Below are 19,745 nucleotides of genomic sequence, written 5' to 3' on the forward strand. Positions count from 1 at the left end.
GTCAGAGCTCGTCGTCCATGGCCAGCCGTCGCACCCCCGGCAGGTGGCCGTCGAGCTCGCCGGGCTCGAACCGGCACATGCCCACGACGTGCCAGAACTCGCCCGCGATGTCGCCGTCGAACTTGTAGCCCCCCGAGGGGTTGAGGGCGGCCCAGCCGCCCGGGACGCCGATGAGCGTGGCCCGCGCGACCGGGTCGCCGTCCTCCGGCAGGGACCAGAGCCGTACCGTGCCGTCCTCGGCGCCGCTGGCCAGCAGGGAGCCGTCGGGGCTGAAGGCGAGGGCGAGGATCCGGCCGGTGTGCCCGGTCAGCCGGCCGGTCCCGGTGCCCGTCAGGGGATCCCACAGGCGGATGGTCCGGTCGTCGCCGGCGGTGGCCAGCAGGGAGCGGTGCGGGTGGGCGGCGGCCGTCCACAGCCGTCCCGTGTGGCCCCGCAGCCGGTGCCCGACGGTGCCGTCCCGCCAGACGATGGCCTGTCCGTCCCAGGAGGCGCTGGCCAGCCAGGCGTCGCCGGGGCCGTGGACGACGGCGTACACCCGGTCGGTGTGGCCGGCGAGTTCGGCGACGAGCCGGCTCTCGGTGAGGTCCCACAGCCGTACGTAGGTGTCGTCGCAGCCGGTGGCGAGCCCCCTGCCGTCCGCCGTGAAGGACAGGGAGCGCACCCGGCCCCGGTGCTGGCCGAGGGTGGTCACATGGGCGCCGGTGCTGCGGTACCAGAGCCGGACGGTGTCGTCGTCGTTGGCGGTGGCGAGGATCTCGCCGTCGGCGCTGAAGGTCTCGGCCCAGACGTGGTCGGTCTCGGCGTCGATCTCGCGCTGGTACTCGCCGGTCTCGGCGTTCCACACATAGACGTCGCCGTCGCTGCTGGAGGTGGCGAGCAGCGGGCCGCGCGGGGTGAACACCGCGGAGACCAGCCGGTCGTTGTCGCCGGTGAGCTCGCGCACCCGGCGTCCGGTGGCGGGCTCCCAGATCCGGACGACGCCGTCGTTGCCGCAGGCCGCGAGCCGGTCGCCCGACGCGCCGAAGGCCAGGCTGACGACCTTGCGGCCGTGGCCGCGCAGGACGTTGCGGCCCCGCCCGGTGGTGGTGTCCCACAGCCGGACCGAGCCGTCGTTGCCGGCCGACACCAGCAGCGGTCCCGACTCGGGGGCCGCCGGGCCGCCGTGGGGGCGGAAGCGGCAGGCCCACACCGAGCCCTGGTGGTCGGCGGGCTGCCGGCGCAGGGGCGCGGCCGTCCAGCCGGCCGCGGGCGGGGCGGCCTGGGTGATCCGCCAGAGCCGGACCGAGCCGTCGCTGCCGCCGGCCGCGAGCATGCCGCCCTCGGGGTCGAAGACCACCTGGTACACGGCCCCGCCGCCGAGCAGCGGGGGCCCGGCGGCCTCGCCCGTGCGCGGGTCCCGGAGCATGACGTGGCCCTCGGTGTCGCCGCTGGCCAGCAGGGTGCCGGAGGGGTGGAAGTCCAGGGTGTAGACGCGGCCGGGGTGGCCGGCGCAGGCGTGCCGCTGCCGCAGGGTGGCGACGTCCCAGATCCGGACCGTGCCCCCGTCGCCCTCGCCCATGTCGCCGGTGGCCAGCAGGGTGCCGTCGGGGCTGAAGCGGGCGCGGTAGACGGCTCCCCGGTGGCCGTCGAGCTCGCCGAGGAGCCGGCCGGAGCGGGTGTCCCACAGCCGTACGCACGCGGCGGCGTCGCCGGTGGCCAGGACGGTGCCGTCGGGGCTGAACACGGCGGTGTAGACGGGGGCCTTGTGGCCGGGGAGGCGGTGCGTCGCGGTTCCGTCGGTGACGTCCCAGAGGGTGACGGTGCCGTCGGCGTCGCCGGTGGCCAGCCGTTCCCCGGTGAGGTCGAGGGAGACGGGCCAGACGCCGCCTTCGTGGACGTCGAGCCGGTGGAGGCACCGGGCGGAGACGGGGTCCCACAGCCGTACGGTGCCGTCCGCGCCGCCCGTGGCGAGGACCCCGCCGCGGAACTTGACGGCGTAGACGCGGCCCGTGTGGCCGTGGAGGGTGCGCAGGGCGGTGCCGGTGGCGGCGTCGCAGACCAGGACGCCGCCGTCCTCGCTGCCGAGGGCGAGGAGTTCGCCGCCGGGGCTGAAGGAGACGGGTTCGGGCAGCCTGCTCGTGCGGGTGTCGAAGCCGTAGGGGACGCCGACGGCGGCGGGGCGGAATCCGGGCTCGGCGGTCAGGGCGGGGGCGATGGCGGCCGCGCGGAGTTCGGGGGTGTCCAGCACGGCCGGTTCGGTGACCGCGTTGATCAGGGCGGCGCGGTGCCATCGGCCGCCGTCGACCCGGACGCCGCGCAGATCGGTGCCGACGAGCCGGGCCCGGCGCACATCGGCGCCGCGCAGATCGGCGCCGCGCAGGTCGGCGTCGTCGAGGCGGGCGCCGACGAGGCGGGTGTCGCGCAGGATCGCGCCGGAGAGGTCGGCGCCGACCAGGCCGGCGTCGGTGAGGTCGGCGCGGGTGAGGTCGACTCCGGAGAAGTCGCGGTAGGAGAGGTCCTCCCCGGCGAGGACGGCGCCACGCAGGTCGGTGTGGGCGGGGATCCGCAGCCTGCTGAGGATCTTCATGGCGTTGGCCCGGGCCGTCTCGCCGACGGCGCCCTCCTCGGCGCCGTCCTCGCCGCCGAGGGCCCGTTCGGCCCACTGCTGGCAGGTGCGGTGGTCGGCGAGGTCGCAGAGGAACTCCACGGCCAGGCGGCTGAAGGGGCGGCGGGCCAGGAGGTCGGCCTCGCCCGTCTCGCCCCGGCCGAGCCGGACGGCGGCCTCGCGGGCCACCAGCCATTCGGCCACGGAGCCGTGGATGAACCGGAACAGGCCGTCGTCGGTGCGCACGAGCAGGCTGCCGGATCCGACGGAGTGGGCCGCCTGGGGCACCGAGAGCCGGGAGTCGGCGAGTTCGGTGAGGGTCTCGGCCACGTCGTTGAGCTCGTCCAGGCGCAGGGCGCTCTCGCCGCTCTCCCACAGCCGCAGGGCGAGGGTGGTGACGGCCTGCCACAGCTGGGCCAGGTCCAGTCCGGGGACGGCGCCGGGCCCGCCCCGGCCGCGCCGGGCCTCGAAGCGCAGCCAGGAGGTGAAGACCTCCTCGTAGAGCCCGGCGGGACTGAGCGCACGTCCGGCGCCGGCGACGGCGCGCAGCCGGTCGTGGTCGAGGTCGGCGACGAAGCTGAGCAGCCGGGGGTTGCGGCTCAGGGCGAGGAGGTCGGGGATGCCTTCCAGGAGCCGGAGCCGGCGGTCGGCGGCCTGTTCGTCACCGTAGCGGTTCACCAGGTAGGAGCGGATCTGCTGGGGGGTGAACTCCTGGACGGCGAGGACCCGGCGCTGCGGGAGCAGCCCGACGCGTTCGCCCAGCGCGGTGAGCACCTGGGCCCGGGAGCTGAAGTGCTGGGTGCGGCTGCTGACGACGATCTTGGCGCTGTCGACGGCGGCGTCGAGGAGCACTTGGAGGTGGTCGGCGGCCCGGTCGTAGGTGACCTGGTTGACGAGTTCGTCGAAGCCGTCGAAGAGCAGGACGATCCGGCCCTGTCCGAGCATGTAGCGGAAGGCGCGCAGGTCGATGGTGTCGACGCCCTGGCCGGCGAGGTGGGCGGCGACGAGCCCGTCCAGGGTGTGGGCCCGGTCGAGCCCGCTGAGCTGGATGAGCACGGGGACGAGGTGGGGCAGTTCGGCGGGGACGCGGCGGGCGATCTCGCGCAGGGCGAAGGTCTTGCCGTGCCCGAAGTCGCCGAGGAGCAGCAGGAAGCGGCCGTGGTCGGCGTCGAGGAGGCGCAGGACGTCGTCGACGAGTCCGTCGCGCTCGGTGCCGCCGGGGCGTTCCAGTTCGCGGTAGCGCTGGGGGAGGTAGAGGGAGGGCTGGTACTGGGGGTCGGCGGCCAGCCGCTCGGTCTGGGCGGCGACGTAGCCGCGCAGGTCGAGCAGGCCCTGGAACTCGGTGAAGCTGCGGACGAGGACGCCCCGGCGGCGGGCGTGTTCGCGGAGTTCGCGCGGGGGCGGCGGGCCGTCGTGGACGAGTTCGGCGTCGGGTTCGGCGCCGGAGGCGTGGACGTGGTCGATGAAGCTGTCGACGTCCTCGGCGCGGGGGGTGCCGACGAGGACGCCGACGCGCTGCTGGCGGACGAAGCCGGACTCGGTCCAGGTGACGAGCAGGCCGGGCGGGTCGCCGGGGAGGCGGCGGAGCTGGACGTGCTGATGGCGGACGCGGCAGACCTCGGCGACGCGGGAGAGCAGGGCCTCCTGCGGGCCGGGGGCGGCGCGGGCCTCGTCGGGCCCGGTGGTCGGCGCGTCGGGGGCGGGAGTGCCGGGGTCGTCGGGGACGGGGGCGGGGGCGGCCGGCTGTTCGGGGGCGAAGACGTGGTGGGCGCTCCGCCAGCCGAGGGTGTAGCGGCGGGGGGCCTCGCCGGGGCTCTCGGGCCAGCGGGTGAGCCCGTCCCGGGTGATCTCCAGGAGGCGGTAGTGGCCGGGAGCGGCGGCGCCGAGGACGGGCAGGTCGCGGCCGGCCAGGGGCAGGACGGCGGCGGGGGCCCCGGCCGGGCCGGTGGTGCGGGCGGTGGTGGCGGGGCCGTGGAGCAGGAGGTGGAGCCGGGGTGCGGTGAGCCGGGTGAGGACGTCGGTGTCGCGCAGCGTCGCGGCGGCGGGGCGCCGGCCGGGCGTGGGGCCGCCGGGGCCGCCGGGGTCGTAGCCCAGGGCGCGGCCGGGCGCGGGGGCGGCGGGGGCCGGGGTGGGGGCGGGGGTGCCGTCGGGTGCGGGGGCGAGGGTGCCGCGGGTCTCCGGGGCGTGGCGCAGGGCGCCCAGGCGCAGCCAGCCGTCGCGTTCGTAGGGGCGCAGGGCCTGGGCGAACCATGCGGCCTGTTCGGGGCCGAGCAGTCCGTACTGGTCCTCGGGGCGGTGGCTGTGGGCCATGGAGGAGTTGAGTCCGGCGACGACGGTGCGCAGGGCCGGGACGGGGAAGAGGGTCCAGGGCTGGTCGCCGTCGAAGACGGCGTCGAGGCCCTGGTAGAGCTCGCGGAAGAGGCGGGCGTAGTGGCGCCACTTGGGCCAGTAGGGCGGCCGGGGGCGCATCTCGTCGGCCTCGCAGGTGGCGAAGTAGGCGCGGCAGGCGGCCTGGCTGACGTCCTGCCCGCCGGGGACGATCACGAGCCGGTCGGCGGCGAGGCCGAGGCGGGCGCGCAGGCCGGTGAGGAAGCTCAGGGCCTGGTCGCATTCGCGGGGGCTGCCGGAGGCGGTGAGGTCGCCGGTGACGACGAGGAGGTCGGGAGCGGGGGCCCCGGCGTCGGTGAGCTCCACGAGGTCGCCCCAGACGGCGGCCTGGAGTTCGGCGGGGTCGGCGCCGCGGCCGAAGCCGGGGCCGGCGAGGTGGAGTACGGAGACGGTGTCCCGGGCGCGGTGGCCGGTGGCGGCCTGGGGGTAGCCGGGGGCGGTCGCGGGGCGGCGGCGGCCGGCCCAGCCGGGGCTGCCGGGGCCGGGCCCGGCGGGCGGAACGCTCACCACGGGGGTGGGGGCGGGGCCGTGGGGGTGGCCGGGGAAGCCGGGGTGGTGGTCGGGGCGGGCGCGGCCGTCGAGGGCGTGGCCGACGCGGGTGAGGAGGAGCTCCCGGGCGGCGGCGGTGTCGTGGACGCCGACGAGGTCGACGTAGGTGATGGTGGCGAGGAGGCCCTCGACGGGGATGTCCTCCACCCGCACGGTGATCAGTCTGCGTTCGGGGGCGTCGGGGTCGGCGCGCAGCGCGGCCTGCCACTCCATGCGCCCGTAGCGGGAGCGTTCGTAGTTGCGGGAGAGGACGGCGATGACGGCGGCGGACTCGCTGACGCCTCGGTCCATGAAGTCGACGAAGTTGGTGCCCGGTACGAAGTCCCATGCCTGGAGGACGATGCGGTATCCGGCCTCCTCCAGGGTCCAGGCGATCCAGGCCGCCCAGCGTTCGTCCGCCGGGGAGTAGCTGATGAAGAAGTCCAACGGCCTCTGCCGTCCGTCGGTTTCCTGGCGTGCCACCATGGCCCCATCCTAGGAACGGAGTTGCCCTGGGTCACTGTGTTCGTCATGAACGCTGTGTCATGCTCGGGGCGTGCGTGTCTTACGAGGGCTGTCCTCGCGGCTTCATCCCCTGGACTGGCTCGCGGGCGGGATCCTGGTCTGTGGTCTGCTGTTCCTGGCGACGGGGCTGCTCCCGGCGGGGTCGGCCGGGGACGCGATGCGGCGGATCGCGCCGTTGCTGGCGTTCCTGGGCACGGTGATCGTGCTGGCCGAACTCACCAGCCGGGCCGAGGTGTTCGACGTGGTGGCCTCGGGGGTGGCGCGGGCCGGGCGGGGCGGTTACGCGCGGCTGTTCGCGCTGTGCGTGGTGTTCGCCTCGGTCACGACGATCACCCTGAACCTCGATACGACGGCCGTGCTGCTGACGCCGGTGATGCTGGCGCTGGCGGGCCGGGTGGGGATCGCGGCGGTGCCGCTGGCGATGACGACGGTGTGGCTGGCCAATACGGCGAGTCTGCTGCTGCCGGTGTCGAACCTGACGAACCTGCTGGCGGCGGACCGGGTGGCGCTCTCGCCCATGGGGCTGGCGGAGCGGATGTGGGCGCCCCAACTGGCGTCGATCGCGGTGACGATGGGCTGCCTGTGGCTGTTCTACTGGCGCCGTGACCGCCGGGGTGCGGAGCGCTACGTTCCGCCGGAGGTCCACCGGCCCGCCGACCGGGTGCTGTTCCGGGTGTGCGCGGTGGCCTGCGCGGGTTTCCTGCTGGCCATCTTGATCGACGCGGTGCCGCTGTGGACGGCGTCGGCGGTGGCGGCCGCGCTCGCCGTGGCGGCCTTCGCGGTACGGCGACGCGCGGCGCTGCGGCTGTCGTTGGTGCCGTGGCGGCTGTTGATCCTGGTGCCGGGGTTGTTCCTGGTGGTGGAGACGGTCAATGTCAACGGGCTCCACGAGCTGCTGGCCCGGGCGGTGGGCACGGACGGCGGTCTGCCGGGGATGCTGCGGGCGGCGGGCGTGGGCGGGGGGCTGGCCAACGTACTCAACAACCTGCCGGTCTACCTGGCGGGCGAGTCGGCCGTGCCCGTGGGCAACCACGACCAGTTGCTGGCCCTGCTGATCGGCACCAACGTCGGCCCGGTGATCACCCCCTGGGCCTCCCTGGCGACGCTGCTGTGGTTCGAGCGCTGCCACGCGCAGGGCGTGCGCGTGTCCCCGGGGCGGTTCATGGGGACGGGCGCGGTGCTGGCCGTCGGCGCCCTGCTGGCGTCCGTGGGCGCGCTGGCCCTGACGGGGTGAGCACCTCGCGAGGGTGACCGCCTCGCGCCCCTACGGAGTGGGCGCCGTCGTGGGGCGGCCCTCCGCGACCAGTTCCAGGAGGGAGGGGAGGACCTCCGGCCGCCCGGCGACGAAGCTGCGGTCGGTGTCGGGGCCGCCGACGCCCCCATGGAACGCGCCGCCGTCCAGGGCCCGGATGGCCAGGCCCGCCTCGGCGGCCAGCAGCGCCCCGGCGGGCAGGTCGATGGCCTCGGCGCGGTAGCCGACGAAGCCGTCGATGTCGCCGCGGGCCAGCATCGCCCAGGCCAGCAGGGGCGCCCACAGCTGGAGCACCCGCCGGGAACGCGCCTCCAGGGCGTCCTTGAGGGCCCGCGCCACCGGGTCCCGGCGGGCGACCGCGTGGCCCTGCGTCCAGGCCAGCAGGGGCCCGGCGGCGGACGGGCGGCCCGCCGGCCCGGTCAGCCGGCCGCGCGGCCCGTACGCGCCGAGACCCGCCGAGGCCGTCCACGTGCGGTCGGTCACCGGATCGTGGACGACGCCGAGCACCGGCGCCTCGCCGACGCACAGAGCGATGCCGACGGCGTAGGCGGGCAGGCCGATGACGACGTTGTTGCTGCCGTCGAGGGGGTCCACCAGCCAGGTGCGGCCGGTCCGCGCGCCGCCGGGCGCCGCCGGGACGGGGCCGGCCTCCTCGGAGAGGATCCGGTCGCCGGGGAAGCTCTCCCGGAGCCGACCGACCACCAGGCTCTCGGCCATCAGGTCGAGTTCGGTGACCACGTCGCCCCGGTCGTCCTTGGCCCGCACGCCGTAGTCGTCGTGGAAGCGCGAGCGCAGCAGCGCGCCCGCCTCCCGGGCGGCGCCGACGGCCACCCGGCGCTCCGCGGCCAGGGAACCGGCCGGCCCGCCCGGGTCCGGGGACCCGGCGCGGCCGTCGTCATCAGTGGTGTCCATCGATCCTCCTCAGGACGGTGCGGGCCGTCCGGGCGGTCTGCGCGGCGTCGCATGTCTGTCGTACCACCCGGTGCGCGGGGCCATGCACCGGTCCGAGGGTGAGGTCGCGGTGCCCGGGCAGGGAACGGCCGAGCAGCAGCGTGGCCGCGACGGTGCCCGGCGGGACGACGGTGGTGTGGAACTCCCCCGCCGGGAGCCGGTAGATCCCGCCGGCGACGCCGGTCTCCTCGGGGCCGGGCGCGCAGCTCACCAGGCGGGGAGTCGGCCGGATCTCGTCCACCGCCGGCGCGTCGCACGGGCCGCCGGCCGGGCCGGGGCCGGCGGCGGTGCTGCGCACCTCGAAGAGCCGGTGCGTGGGACGGTCGGGCTCGTCGCGCACCCGGACCCGCAGATTGCCGACCTCCCCGTACAGCACACAGCTGGCCAGGTCCCAGCTGTGCGCGTGCACGGGCGAGATGGCCGGCCGGGCGGGCGGGCCCGGCGGCGCGTCGCCGAAGACGTGGACGCACACCCCCCGGTCGCCCTCGCGCCGCACCGGCAGGCACAGGAACCCCAGCGGATGGCGGACGGCGCGCAGCGCGCGCCGCCCGGAGGCGACCTCCTCCAGGACCGTCACGGCCGCCGCGAACAGCTCGCCGACCGCCGCCCCGTCTCTCGTCCCCCTCGCCATGGCCGCTTCGACGCGGTGGCAGTCCACGGGGCTGCGCACTGGAAGCTCACCTCCGGTAGGGGTTCTCCGCGTGCAGGGCCTTGTCGATGATGTCGCCGACGTCGCGGTCGGTGTAGGAGGCCGGGAGCGGCAGGCCGAGCCCTTCGAAGAGCCGGACGACCTCGTCGACCGTGGGCTCGTCGCCGAGCGGGACGGTGCGGGTGAGGTCCAGGGTGTGGGCCTGTTCCCGGCTCTGGTGGAGCTCGGTGACGTAGTAGTCGTAGAGCGGACGGTCGCGCTCCACCAGCAGGTTGACGCGCTGGGGGTCGTCCTGAGTGATGATCAGGCAGGAGTTGGAGAGGTCGAAGCGGAGCGTGGGGACGACGGAGGAGAGGTGGACGTCGATCTCCAGGGTGTCCAGGCGCTGCCGGTACCAGCAGGCGGCGAGCACGGTGGCGAGGGACTCCCTGCGGGTCCGCTCGGCGGTCCAGGCCTCCGCGGGCACCGCGTGCAGCCGGTGGGCGAAGGTCTGGCGGAAACGCGCGTAGGCGGCGCACGCCTGGTCGTCGGCCGGGCTGACGATGTCTATCTTCATGGTGAGGGAGCGGCGTTGCCGCTGGGCCTCGCGGACGCAGACGGGGAGCGTCACGGCGCGCAGATAGGTGCCGGTGCCGCCCTTGAAGACCCAGCGGTCGGTGGTCAGCCGGGCCCGGTCCAGGGCCGCCTCCAGCTCGGCGCCGGACAGGGAGCGCACCATGGTGAGGTCCTCCAGGGCGTGCCGGGTGCCGCTCATGGCCGCGCGGATGTCGGCCGTCCGGCGCCGCCGCTCGGTGAGCGTCCCCAGCACCAGCGCGGCGAGGACCAGCAGGATCGCCCCGGAGGTGATGTTGTCCTTGACCGGCATGTCGAGGACGTCGAGGACGCCGATGGTCAGGGCCGCGCCCAGGGCGATGACGCCGTCGAGGTTCCTGATGGTCCAGGCGATGGCGTTCTCCACGCCCCGCCCCAGCCGTGCCGCCGTGCCCGCCATGGCTCCCAGCCTCTCCCCCGGTTACGGCAATCGTATGAGCCGGGTGCGGCGGGCGGCCAGGCATATACCCGGTGACAGGTACGTTCCGCGCCAGGGCGGCTCCGGCCCGCTCGCGGGGGCGAACCGGCCGGAGAGGGGGGCGTGTTGGGCTCAGCCGCCGGTCACCCGCAGGGTGGTGGGCCAGCCGTGGCGGTCGAGGATCCGGTAGAGCTCCTTGATGTCGGCGGGGCGGAGTTTGACGCAGCCGTGGGAGGTGTAGTCGGCGGGGCCGTTCCAGCGCTGGTACCCGCCCCGGCCCTGGCCCCCGGTGCGGGTCATCTGGCTGTGGATGAACAGCTCGGTGCGGTCGGTGCCGTCGTGGCAGCGCTTGGTGCCGAGCTCGACGGCGTAGCCCTTGATGAGGTTGCCGTCATATGCCCTGTGGTGCCGGCCGAGGGTGTACGTGCCGTCGGGCAGCCAACCCCGGCCGCGCAGGCACTCGTCGGGCACCCGGCCCGAGCCGGCGCGGTAGGTGACGACGGGCCGGCCGTGCCGGACGTAGGTGAGCCGGGAGTCGTCCGGGGTGTGCTTGGTGAATCTCAGGTAGGTGCCGCCCCCGCCGGCCGTCGCCCGGTCGGCCGGGGCGAGGAGGGCCGTGGTGGCGAGCGCGGCGGCCAGCGCTCCGCGCAGGAGGGCGTGCCGGGCCGGGGAGGACGGAGGACGGGGCATCGGGAGGTCTCCTTGGCGGTGGCCGGTGGTCGGGCGTGGAGGTCGGGGTGGGGGCCGGGGTGGAGGTCAGGGTGGGGCGAAGATCACAGGGCGGAGCGGGATCCGGCCGGTGGGCGCTGAGTACGGTGAGCGGGTGCCCATGCAGAACCTGTTCCCCACCCTGGCGCGCTGGCGGCGCCGGGCCGCTTCGGCGGCCGTCCACCGCGGCGCCCGCTGGGTGCGGGAGGCCGGGGCCGTGACCGCCGAGTGCCCGGGCCCGTACCGTTTCCGCCGGCTCGGCCGGCACTCCCGGCTCGCGTTTCCGCAGGGCACCATCTTCGGGGAGCCGTGGATCGAGATCGGGGAGCACTGCGTCATAGCCCAGGACGTGACGCTCACCGCCGGGATGCTGCCCGGGCTCGACCTGGGGCGGGAGACGATCGTGCGGCTGGGTGACGGCGTGGTGCTGGGGCGCGGCAGCCATGTGATCGCCGACGCGCCGCTGACCATCGGGGACGACTGCTTCTTCGGCCCGGGCGTGTACATCACGACGACCAACCACAGCTACGACGACCCCGAGGTGCCCGTCGGCAAGCAGTGGCCGCGCAGCGAGGCCGTGGAGATCGGCGCCGGCAGCTGGCTGGGCACCGGGGTGGTGGTCCTGCCCGGCGCGCGGCTCGGCCGGAACGTGGTCGCCGCGGCGGGCGCGGTCGTCCGGGGCGAGGTGCCCGACCACGCGGTGGTCGCGGGGGCGCCCGCCCGGATCGTGCGCACCTGGGACCGGGAGACGGGCTGGCAGCCGCCGCTGCGGACGCCGGCGCCGGTGCCCGTCCCCGACGGTGTCACGGCCGAGCAGCTGAAGCGGCTGGAGCCGGGCCCGGCGGACGGCGGCTGAGGGCTCGCGCCTGCGCTCACCAGGCCACGGGCAGGGTCTCGGGGCCCCTGTTGATGGAGCCCCGCCGCCAGCGCATGTCCTTGGGCTCGACGGCCAGGCGCAGCCGGGGGAAGCGGTCCAGCAGGGTGGAGAGCATGACCTCGGCCTCCATCCGGGTCAGCAGCGCGCCCACGCAGTAGTGGGCGCCGTGGCCGAAGGACAGGTTGGGCGCCTCGTCCCGGCCGAGGTCGAGCCGGTCGGGGTCGGTGAAGACCGAGGAGTCCCGGTTGGCGGCCAGGTAGGAGACGTAGACGACGTCGCCGTCGCGGATGGTGGTGTCCGCCACGGTCAGGTCGGCGGTGGCGATGCGGGGCAGGCCGACGCCGTTGCGGTGGGGGATGTAGCGCAGCAGTTCCTCCACGGCCCCCGGCAGCAGCTCCGGTTCGGCGCGCAGCCGCTCCAGTTGCGCGGGGTGGGTGAGCAGCGCGTAGACCATGTTGGAGACCTGGTTGCGCACGGCGTCCATGCCGTTGAGGACGAGCATGACGGCGAGCGAGACGAGCTCGGGGCGGCTGAGCTCCCCCTGCGCGTGGGCGGCGACCAGGGCGCTGAAGAGGTCGTCGCCGGGGTCGGTGAGGCGGCGGTCGGCCAGGGTGCGGAAGTAGCCGGCGATCTCGCGTTTGACCGCCTCGCTCTCCGTCTGGGTGTGGTCGCTGGAGAGGATGACGGCGCGCCAGCTCTGGAGGAGGTCGATGTCGCGGGTGGGCACGCCGAGCAGATCGCCGATCAGCTGGGCGGGCAGCGGGCCGGTCAGGCATTCCGTCAGATCGGCGGGCGGGCCCTGGCGGGCCATCCGCTCGGTCATCCGGTCCGCGAGCTCCTGGGCGCGGGGGCGCAGGGCGGCCACCCGTTTGCGCCCGAAGGTCTGGGCGACCAGGCGGCGCAGCCGGGTGTGGTCGGGCGCGTCCGTGCGGCCGATGCCGCCGGCGGGGGCCACCACGTGCGGGGTCATGCTGGTGACCGGCCGGTCGACGGTCAGGGCGCGGCTGAGGGTGGGGTCGGAGGCGACGGTCTTGACGTCCTCGTAGCGGGTCACCAGCCAGGCGTCCCCCTCGCCGAAGCGCATCCGGACGCGGGCGACGGGCTCCTCCCGCAGCAACCGGTGGAGCAGGGGGTCGAATTCGAGGGCGGGCAGCGGTTCGACGGGCCAGTCGTGCACCGTGCCGCCCGGTCGGCGGTCGGGAGCGGCCCCCTCGGCCGGGGACGACTCCGGGAAGGAAGCGGTCATGCGCGTTCACGTCCTCATCTCATGCCGGAGGCCCCGGGCCGCCCGACGGAACAGTCCCGGACATACTGGCTATTCCCACGCCGGAAAGGTGCATTCGCCGGGCCGGGGAATGCACCCACAGGAGTGAAGGGCGGGCCCTCGCGGGGCCTCGGTCCCGGGACCTCACGGCCTGGCACGAGGCCATTCGGCCCATTGCGCGGCACTGCCGGATTTGCCCCCGCGCCGATTCGGGGGTAATTCCCATCAACGGCTCATCCGACGGTCATCGGGCATTCATCGGCCGCTCCCGCGATGACCGTCGCGTTACCGTCCCCGCCCGGTTTCGATGCAGGCCGCAGGTACAGTCGCCGCTGGACTGACAGGGACGCCCGTCGGGGCGGCCCCTTGCACCAATTATCAATGCCAGGAGGCAGGATGAGCGCGTCAGAAATCGGTGCCGCCGAGGTGCTGGCAGCGGTCCGGGACATAGTTCCGACGCTCCGGGACAACGGCCGGAAGACCGAGGACCAGCGCTGGATATTGGCTGACAACATCGAATTGCTGGAAAAGGCGGGCGTCTTCCGCGTCGCCGTGCCCAAGAAATTCGGTGGCCTGGACCTCCCGGTGGCCGACCAGGCCGAGATCATTTCCGAGATCTCCCGCGGCTGCGGCTCGACCGGCTGGGTCTCCATGGTGTGGATCTCCACCGCCTGGATCGCCAGCCTCTACCCCGACAAGGCCCAGGAGGAGATCTTCGCCGAGGGCTCGGTGCGCATCTCCGGCGGCTTCACGCCGGGCGGCACCCTCAAGCCGGTGGACGGCGGCTACATCCTGAACGGCACCTGGCGTTTCAACACCGGTGTCCCCGGTGCCCAGTGGAACGTCCACGCCGCGCTGGTGGAGAACGAGAGCGGTGAGCACGAGGAGCTCTTCGCGATCGTGCCGACCTCGGACATCGAGATCGCCGACGACTGGGACGTCTTCGGCGCCTCCGGCACCGGCAGCGCCACCTCCACGGCCAAGGACGTCTTCGTCCCGGCGCACCGGATCGTCGGTGTCGACGTCTACGACGCCTCGACCCGCGACCGCTGGAACGCCGACCTCAAGGGCCGCAACTACAACCTCACCAGCTACATCCTGGCCACCTGCGCCCCGGTGTACCTCGGTCTGGCCAAGGGCGCGCTGGAGCTGTTCCTGGAGCGCACCCCGGGCAAGGCCATCACCTACACCAACTGGACCGACCAGGCCGAGCACCCCTACACCCAGGTGCAGGTGGCCCACGCCGCCAACAAGATCGCGGCGTGCGAGGCGCTCCAGAACGTGTGGCTGGAGACCATCCAGCGTCCCGCCGACGCCGGCGAGAAGATGACGACGGAGGAGAAGGTCGCCGTCCGCGGTCAGGTCGGCTATGTCGTCCAGGCCACGAAGGAGGCCGTCGAGACGCTGTTCAACATCAGCTCGGCGTCGGCCATCCTGCGCGGCGCGCCGTTCCAGCGGAGCTTCCGTGACATCGCGGCGCTGTCGCTGCACGGCCTGCTGACGCCCGTCAGCTCCCTGGAGGCGCACGGCCGTGTCCTCCTCGGCCTGGAGCCGGGCACCGACTACATCTGATCCGCCGCCGCGGCGAGCCGTGGCGTGAACGGGCGAGGACCGGCGGGGTTTTCCGCCGGTCCTCGTGCATGACCCCGCGCGACCCGGCCCCGCCGGGCCCTCGCTCCCCCACCCGCTTCCCTTCCTCAGCCGTGCCGTCGGCGCCCCGACGGCACGGCCATCCGACATCCCATCGAAGGATTGCCATGAACGCTCACGACTCCGGCTCCGTGAAGGTCACCGACCGCCGGCTGGGCCGCCGGTCGCTGCTGAAGGCCGTCGGCGCCACCTCGCTGGCGGCTTCCTTGAGCCCGGTCCTGACCGGCACCGCGCGGGCCACCGAGGAGACCCGGCTCGACGCGATCGTCATCGGCGCGGGCTACGCCGGCGGCACCGTGGCCCGCGAGCTGGGGGCCAAGGGCCTGCGGACCATGGTCCTCGAGGCCCGCGACCGCATCGGCGGCCGGATATGGACCGGCAGCTTCGCCGGCCAGACCGTCGACTTCGGCGGCGGCTGGCTCGGCCCGCAGCAGGAGCTGGCGCAGAAGGAGGTGGCGCGCTACGGGATCAAGACGTTCTACGAGACCCCCGGTGACCGCGCCATGATGCCGGGCGACACCGGCCTGGTCGGGACGGACCTCTCCGCGGTGTCCAGCCGGCTGTCCGGGCTGTTCAAGGAGCTGTTCAAGAACTCCGAGTCCTACTTCGAGCACCCCGCCGACCCGCTGTTCCGCAAGGACCTGCTGGCGGCGGTGGACCCGCTCTCGCTCGAGGACCGGCTGCGGCAGCTGTCGGTCTCCCCCGTCGACCTGAAGTGGCTCAACGGCGGCTCCGCCGTCTACGCCGGCGGTTCGAGCTCCTGGGCCGCGCTGACCAGCATGGCCCAGTGGTACCAGCTCGCGGGCGGCACCTACGAGGGCTTCGAGTCCACGATGGGCATCAAGCCCGTCGGCGGCATGACCGAGCTGCTGAAGGCGATGCTCGCCGACTCCAAGGCCATGGTGAAGCTCAACTCCCCGGTCAGCTCCGTGACCGAGGCCAACGGCAAGGTCACCGTCCAGGTGCAGGGCGGCGGCGCGTACACCGCTCCCGTGGCGGTCGTCGCGACCCCGGCCAACGTCTGGAAGTCCATCACCTTCAACCCCGGCCTGCCCAAGGCGCACACCCAGGCGACCACCCAGGGCATGGGCGTGCCCCACGCGACGAAGATCTGGGTGCTGGTCAAGGGCACGGTGGACGCGGTCTACGGGCAGGCCCCCGAGGGCTCGCCGATCCTGATGCTGGTGCCGCAGCAGCAGCTTCCCGAGGGTCGCCTCTTCGTCGCCTTCGGCGGTCCGTCGCTGGACACCAACGACAAGGCGAAGGTGCAGACGGCGGTCCAGGCGTTCCTGCCCGGGGCCGTGGTGTCCGACTACCGGGCCACGGCCTGGCACGCCGACAAGTACGCGATGGGCGGCTGGGGCATGCGCCGTCCCAACCAGCTGCTCCAGCTGTTCCCGCAGATCGAGCAGCCGCACGGCCGGATCGTCTTCGCCGGCGCGGACATCGCCAAGGGCTGGCACGGCGCGTTCATCGAGGGCGCGATCGAGTCGGGCCTGCGCGCCGCGCAGCAGGCGGCGACCCTCGCGAGCTGATCCTCCGCGCCGCTGACAGCGGAACGCCCCCCGCCGAAGGCTTCGGCGGGGGGCGTTCCACTGTGTCACCCGGGTCAGGCGGGTCAGGCGGAGGGCTTCTTCAGGACCTCGATGAGGCTGGAGAAGCTGTTGCCCTCGAAGCCCTTGCCCATGCCGCGCTGGAAGATGTCCTGGACGGCCTTGAGCAGGGTGGTGTCGACGCCCGCGTCCTCGCTGGTGTGGAGGATGTGGTCGACGCTGGCCGCGCCCATCGCCAGGCGGTCCACGTCGCCGGGGTACTCGGCGTTGTCGACGTGCTGGGTGTAGAGCTCCAGGAAGTGCGGCATCATCGTCATCATGTTGGAGGCGTAGGGGAGCAGCTCCTTGGCGGAGACCCCGTTCGCCTTGCCCAGCGCCAGCGCCTGGTAGAAGCTGAGCATGCTGGTCCAGAAGATGATCATCTGGGCCTGGTAGTACATGGCCGCGAGGCCCGGGTCCTCACCGCGGTAGTCGGCGGCGGTGAGGACCTCGAGGGTCTCCTTGTACGTGTCGAAGACGTCGCGCGGGCCGCTGTAGTAGGTGGAGGAGCCCTCCTTGCCGATCAGCGGCGGGGGCACCTGGACGCCACCGGTGACGTGCTTGGCGCCGTGGCCGGCGGCCCACTTGAAGGCCGCGCGGGCCTTCTCCGGGGTGTCGGAGCTGAGGTTGATCAGCACCCGGCCGTCGAGGGCGGCCGTGGCCGGCTCGAGGATGGCGTACATGGCGTCGTAGTCCGTGAGGCTCAGCACCACGAGCTCGTTGGCCTTGAGGGCGTCCTCGATCGAGGGGGCCAGGACGGCGCCCTTGGCGACGAGCTCGTCGGCCTTGCTCGCCGTCCGGTTCCACACGGTGACAGGGTGGCCGTTCTCCAGGAACGCGGTCACCATCGCCTGGCCCATCGGGCCGAGCCCGATGACGGTCACTGCCTGCTTGCTCACTGGTTCTCCTTGGTTGTTACCGCGATTGATACCGCTGTGCCGCTGATACCGCTGGGTGTCCGCTCCGCCGTCCTGACGGGGGTGCGGCAGGACGGAGGGCGGTGGTCCGCCGGTTCTAGAACGAACGCTCTACCCAGAAGAAACATAGCACAGCGCTAGAGCGAACGCTCTATCCGTTAAACTCATGGAATGCAGACGACCAAGCCGCGACACGACGCCACCGAGGGAACGGACGCCGCCGTCGGCACCCGGGACCGGATCGTCCGGGCGGCGGCCCGGCTGCTCCAGCGCCAGGGATACGAAGGGACGGGCATCAAGCAGATCGCCCGCGACGCCGAAGCCACCCTCGGCTCCGTCTACCACTTCTTCCCCGGTGGCAAGCAGGAGCTCGCCGTGGCCGCGATCCAGCACGGCGAGCGCGAGTTCGCCGACATCCTGCGCGCCGGACTGGCCGCCGACGACGACCCCGCCGAAGCGATCACCGCCTGCACCCGGCTGCTCGCCGACTCCCTGCGGGAGTCCGACTGGATGGACGGCTGCCCCGTGGCGGCCACCGCCCTGGAGACCGTCGGGCGCGCCCCCGCCATCCAGCAGGCGTGCGCCGAGGCCATCGGCCACTGGACGGAGCTGGTCGCCGAGAAGCTGCGCGGCGGCCTCGACGAGGACACCGCCCGCGATCTGGCCTGCGCGGCGATCAGCACCCTGGAGGGCGCCGAGCTGACCGCGCAGGTACTGCGGAGCGAGGAGCCCCTGCTGACGGCGGGCCGGCATCTGGCCCGGCTGATCCGCACCTACGAGTAGGGGCGGCGAAGCGCCGTCCGGCCCGGCGTGCGGTCCACCGGCGCGGGAGGCGAAGCGGCCCCCTTCTCCGGCGGGCCGCGGCAAGGCGATGGTGCTCATGCTCTCTTTCGGGACGGGTTCTCGCTGTCGCACTTGACCGTGCGTCAATCCCGCGCCGACCGTAACGCGCAGTCACCCAACCCGTGCCCACCGTGCGGTAATCGCCCGGTCATCGCCGCAGGACAGCCCACGATGACCGGACGGTGACCGGTGTTTGGCGAGCGCCCCGCCGGAGGGCTCCCTGGACCTCGCGGGCACCCTCCGCCACACTCTGGCCCATGCGATGGACGGACATCGAAGAGATCGCGGCGGCCCTCGCCGAACAGCACCCCACCACCCGGCCGGTGACGGCCGATCTGGTCCGGATCCGGGACTGGACCGCCGGGCTGACCGGCTTCAGCGACGACCCGACCCGCTGCAACGCCCGGCTCCTGGAGTCGATCCAGCTCGCGTGGAGCGACAGGACCACCGTCCGGGAGGACAGAGCCGGCTGACCCCCGGGTCCGCGACGCACCCCGGGCCCGCGACGCCCCGGCGCCCCCGGGACGCTCAGCTCGCCAGGACGCTCCGGGCCGCGCGGCGGCCGGAGAGCAACGCGCCGTGGACCGTGCTGCTGTGGTCGGCGCTCGTCGCCTCGCCCGCGAAGAACAGGCGCTCCCCGACGGGTTCGGCCAGGACGTCGTGGTCGCCGGGCTCGAAGGCGGCGGCCGGGAAGGAGTACGAGCCCCGGGCGAAGGGGTCGGCCGCCCAGCGGGTGAGCCGGTACGCCGAGGGGTCCGTCACCCTGTCGCCGTAGACGCCGCGCAGGGCGGCCAGGGCGTCGCCCACCACGGTGGCGTCGTCCAGTTCTTCGAGGCGGCGGGCGACGGGCCCGCCGTGGAGGACGGCCAGCACCGGGGCCCCGGTGACGCGCCGGAGGTCGAACCAGTTGGCGAAGGCGCCGTGCGGGGTGTCCTCCAGGCGGATCACGTCGCTGTCGTCCCAGAACGCCTCCGCGAAGCGCAGGTAGAGCTTGTCGTAGACGCCCATGCCCATGCGCTCGATGACGTCCGTCTTGGCCTCGGGGAGCTCCGGGGCGAAGGTGACGGCGCCGGCCTTCAGCACCCCGAGCGGCAGCGTGATCACGACCCGGTCGGCGGTGAGGACGCCGTGGCCGTCGGTGTGCACCTCCACCCGGCCGCCCCCGTGTTCGACGCGGGTGACGCGGTGGCCCAGCCGTACGTCCAGCCCCTCGGCCAGGTGGTCCGTCAACTGCGCGTAGCCGCCGGGGAAGACGGCCTCGACGCCCTCGTAGTCCTTGCCCCAGATCACGGCGGCCAGGGCCAGTTCCCCGATGCCCGCGCCCCAGTCGTCCTCCGCCATGCGGCCGCACGCCTCGAGGACCCGCCTGGCCCGCGCCGGCTCCAGCCCCGCGGCGCCCAGCACGGCACGCAGCCCCTCCGCGAGGGACAGCCCCGGCTCGGCCCGCGCGGCGAGGGCCTCCAGCGCGCCGCCGACGGCCTTCAGGTCCTTCCCCAGGGTCTCCGCCTCGGCGCGGGTGAGGCGCCGGCCGTCGGGGGCGTAGGAGACCGTGCCGTCCTGGCTGCCGTAGTCGAGGGTGCCGACGTCGTACACGGCCGTGGCGGCCCCGGCCTCCGCGGCGAGCTCCGCGACGGGGTTGTCCTCGACGCCGTGGATCCACGAGGCGCCCAGGTCGATGCGGAGTCCTTCCCACTCCTCGGTCCACAGCCGCCCGCCGGTGCGCTCCCGGGCCTCCAGGACCGTCACGTCGTGGCCGGCGCGGCGCAGTTCCCGGGCCGCGTACAGCCCGGCCATCCCCGCGCCGACGACCAGGGTCCTGCGGCCGTCCGTGGGAGGGGCCGGGGTGCCGGTGCGGTAGATCGTCATACCGGAACCGTAAGCGATGGGGCGGGATCACGCGGCGGAAAACGGCCGGGGCCGACGGGGCATCATTGACGCGCCCCTGTCAATCCCCCGCCGTGCGTGGCACGCTCTTCTGACGCACCGTCGAATCCGCACCACTCGTCTG

The 19,745-nt window shown here is 74.0% G+C and carries 14 protein-coding genes; 6 read left to right on the forward strand and 8 right to left on the reverse strand.

Features of this window, described 5'->3' with window-relative positions; translation table 11 throughout:
- Nucleotide 1 precedes the first annotated feature (1 nt).
- Nucleotides 2-5,986, reverse strand: a complete 5,985-nt coding sequence (locus ACX9I7_RS15600; protein ID WP_459387680.1) for a WD40 domain-containing protein — start codon at nucleotides 5,984-5,986, stop codon at nucleotides 2-4.
- A gap of 70 nt (nucleotides 5,987-6,056) precedes the next feature.
- On the opposite strand from ACX9I7_RS15600, the gene ACX9I7_RS15605 reads away from it, so the two are divergent.
- On the forward strand, nucleotides 6,057-7,259 hold the full coding sequence (locus ACX9I7_RS15605; protein ID WP_459387681.1) for an SLC13 family permease: 1,203 nt from the start codon (nucleotides 6,057-6,059) through the stop codon (nucleotides 7,257-7,259).
- A 30-nt stretch (nucleotides 7,260-7,289) separates the two neighbouring features.
- Here ACX9I7_RS15605 and ACX9I7_RS15610 read toward each other — a convergent pair whose 3' ends face one another.
- The 4 genes from ACX9I7_RS15610 to ACX9I7_RS15625 form a co-directional block, all read right to left on the reverse strand.
- The gene (locus ACX9I7_RS15610) at nucleotides 7,290-8,189 is read right to left on the reverse strand and encodes an inositol monophosphatase family protein (protein WP_387573802.1); all 900 of its coding nucleotides are present in this window, start codon (nucleotides 8,187-8,189) and stop codon (nucleotides 7,290-7,292) included.
- On the reverse strand, nucleotides 8,176-8,898 hold the full coding sequence (locus ACX9I7_RS15615; RefSeq protein WP_459387682.1) for a hypothetical protein: 723 nt from the start codon (nucleotides 8,896-8,898) through the stop codon (nucleotides 8,176-8,178). Before ACX9I7_RS15615 ends, ACX9I7_RS15610 begins: the two co-directional genes overlap by 14 nt.
- A 7-nt stretch (nucleotides 8,899-8,905) precedes the next feature.
- Nucleotides 8,906-9,868 carry a hypothetical protein gene (locus ACX9I7_RS15620; RefSeq protein ID WP_387573806.1) on the reverse strand — a complete coding sequence of 321 codons (963 nt, stop codon included), beginning with the start codon at nucleotides 9,866-9,868 and terminating at the stop codon, nucleotides 8,906-8,908.
- A gap of 150 nt (nucleotides 9,869-10,018) precedes the next feature.
- The gene (locus tag ACX9I7_RS15625; protein ID WP_387573808.1) at nucleotides 10,019-10,576 is read right to left on the reverse strand and encodes a L,D-transpeptidase; all 558 of its coding nucleotides are present in this window, start codon (nucleotides 10,574-10,576) and stop codon (nucleotides 10,019-10,021) included.
- A 139-nt stretch (nucleotides 10,577-10,715) separates the two neighbouring features.
- Here ACX9I7_RS15625 and ACX9I7_RS15630 point away from each other — a divergent pair, with 139 nt between their 5' ends.
- A complete protein-coding gene (locus tag ACX9I7_RS15630) occupies nucleotides 10,716-11,450 on the forward strand; it encodes an acyltransferase (protein ID WP_459387746.1) in 735 nt (244 codons plus the stop codon).
- 16 nt (nucleotides 11,451-11,466) lie between these two features.
- Here the strand turns inward: ACX9I7_RS15630 and ACX9I7_RS15635 are convergent, their stop codons facing one another.
- A complete protein-coding gene (locus ACX9I7_RS15635; protein WP_387573810.1) occupies nucleotides 11,467-12,717 on the reverse strand; it encodes a cytochrome P450 in 1,251 nt (416 codons plus the stop codon).
- Nucleotides 12,718-13,131: 414 nt separating this feature from the next.
- On the opposite strand from ACX9I7_RS15635, the gene ACX9I7_RS15640 reads away from it, so the two are divergent.
- Both ACX9I7_RS15640 and ACX9I7_RS15645 read left to right on the forward strand, forming a co-directional pair.
- On the forward strand, nucleotides 13,132-14,307 hold the full coding sequence (locus ACX9I7_RS15640; protein ID WP_387573812.1) for an acyl-CoA dehydrogenase family protein: 1,176 nt from the start codon (nucleotides 13,132-13,134) through the stop codon (nucleotides 14,305-14,307).
- Between the two features lie 185 nt (nucleotides 14,308-14,492).
- Nucleotides 14,493-15,920, forward strand: a complete 1,428-nt coding sequence (locus tag ACX9I7_RS15645) for a flavin monoamine oxidase family protein (protein ID WP_459387683.1) — start codon at nucleotides 14,493-14,495, stop codon at nucleotides 15,918-15,920.
- 83 nt (nucleotides 15,921-16,003) lie between these two features.
- Here ACX9I7_RS15645 and ACX9I7_RS15650 read toward each other — a convergent pair whose 3' ends face one another.
- A complete protein-coding gene (locus tag ACX9I7_RS15650) occupies nucleotides 16,004-16,966 on the reverse strand; it encodes an NAD(P)-dependent oxidoreductase (protein WP_387574194.1) in 963 nt (320 codons plus the stop codon).
- 99 nt (nucleotides 16,967-17,065) lie between these two features.
- Here ACX9I7_RS15650 and ACX9I7_RS15655 point away from each other — a divergent pair, with 99 nt between their 5' ends.
- The gene (locus tag ACX9I7_RS15655; RefSeq protein ID WP_358620540.1) at nucleotides 17,066-17,677 is read left to right on the forward strand and encodes a TetR/AcrR family transcriptional regulator; all 612 of its coding nucleotides are present in this window, start codon (nucleotides 17,066-17,068) and stop codon (nucleotides 17,675-17,677) included.
- A gap of 317 nt (nucleotides 17,678-17,994) precedes the next feature.
- On the forward strand, nucleotides 17,995-18,210 hold the full coding sequence (gene iscX, locus ACX9I7_RS15660) for a Fe-S cluster assembly protein IscX (RefSeq protein WP_387573817.1): 216 nt from the start codon (nucleotides 17,995-17,997) through the stop codon (nucleotides 18,208-18,210).
- Between the two features lie 55 nt (nucleotides 18,211-18,265).
- Here the strand turns inward: iscX and ACX9I7_RS15665 are convergent, their stop codons facing one another.
- Nucleotides 18,266-19,603 (reverse strand): flavin monoamine oxidase family protein, encoded by a 1,338-nt coding sequence (locus ACX9I7_RS15665; RefSeq protein WP_459387684.1) that lies wholly within the window; start codon nucleotides 19,601-19,603, stop codon nucleotides 18,266-18,268.
- Nucleotides 19,604-19,745: the final 142 nt, after the last annotated feature.

This window comes from Streptomyces sp. L500, assembly GCF_054551825.1.

Coding starts and splice junctions, on each gene's coding strand:
- ACX9I7_RS15600 (WP_459387680.1), bottom strand. CDS start 5,986: ATGGTGGCACGCCAGGAAACCGACGGACGGCAGAGGCCGTTGGACTTC.
- ACX9I7_RS15610 (WP_387573802.1), bottom strand. CDS start 8,189: ATGGACACCACTGATGACGACGGCCGCGCCGGGTCCCCGGACCCGGGC.
- ACX9I7_RS15620 (WP_387573806.1), bottom strand. CDS start 9,868: ATGGCGGGCACGGCGGCACGGCTGGGGCGGGGCGTGGAGAACGCCATC.
- ACX9I7_RS15625 (WP_387573808.1), bottom strand. CDS start 10,576: ATGCCCCGTCCTCCGTCCTCCCCGGCCCGGCACGCCCTCCTGCGCGGA.
- ACX9I7_RS15630 (WP_459387746.1), top strand. CDS start 10,716: ATGCAGAACCTGTTCCCCACCCTGGCGCGCTGGCGGCGCCGGGCCGCT.
- ACX9I7_RS15635 (WP_387573810.1), bottom strand. CDS start 12,717: ATGACCGCTTCCTTCCCGGAGTCGTCCCCGGCCGAGGGGGCCGCTCCC.
- ACX9I7_RS15640 (WP_387573812.1), top strand. CDS start 13,132: ATGAGCGCGTCAGAAATCGGTGCCGCCGAGGTGCTGGCAGCGGTCCGG.
- ACX9I7_RS15645 (WP_459387683.1), top strand. CDS start 14,493: ATGAACGCTCACGACTCCGGCTCCGTGAAGGTCACCGACCGCCGGCTG.
- ACX9I7_RS15655 (WP_358620540.1), top strand. CDS start 17,066: ATGCAGACGACCAAGCCGCGACACGACGCCACCGAGGGAACGGACGCC.
- iscX (WP_387573817.1), top strand. CDS start 17,995: ATGCGATGGACGGACATCGAAGAGATCGCGGCGGCCCTCGCCGAACAG.
- ACX9I7_RS15665 (WP_459387684.1), bottom strand. CDS start 19,603: ATGACGATCTACCGCACCGGCACCCCGGCCCCTCCCACGGACGGCCGC.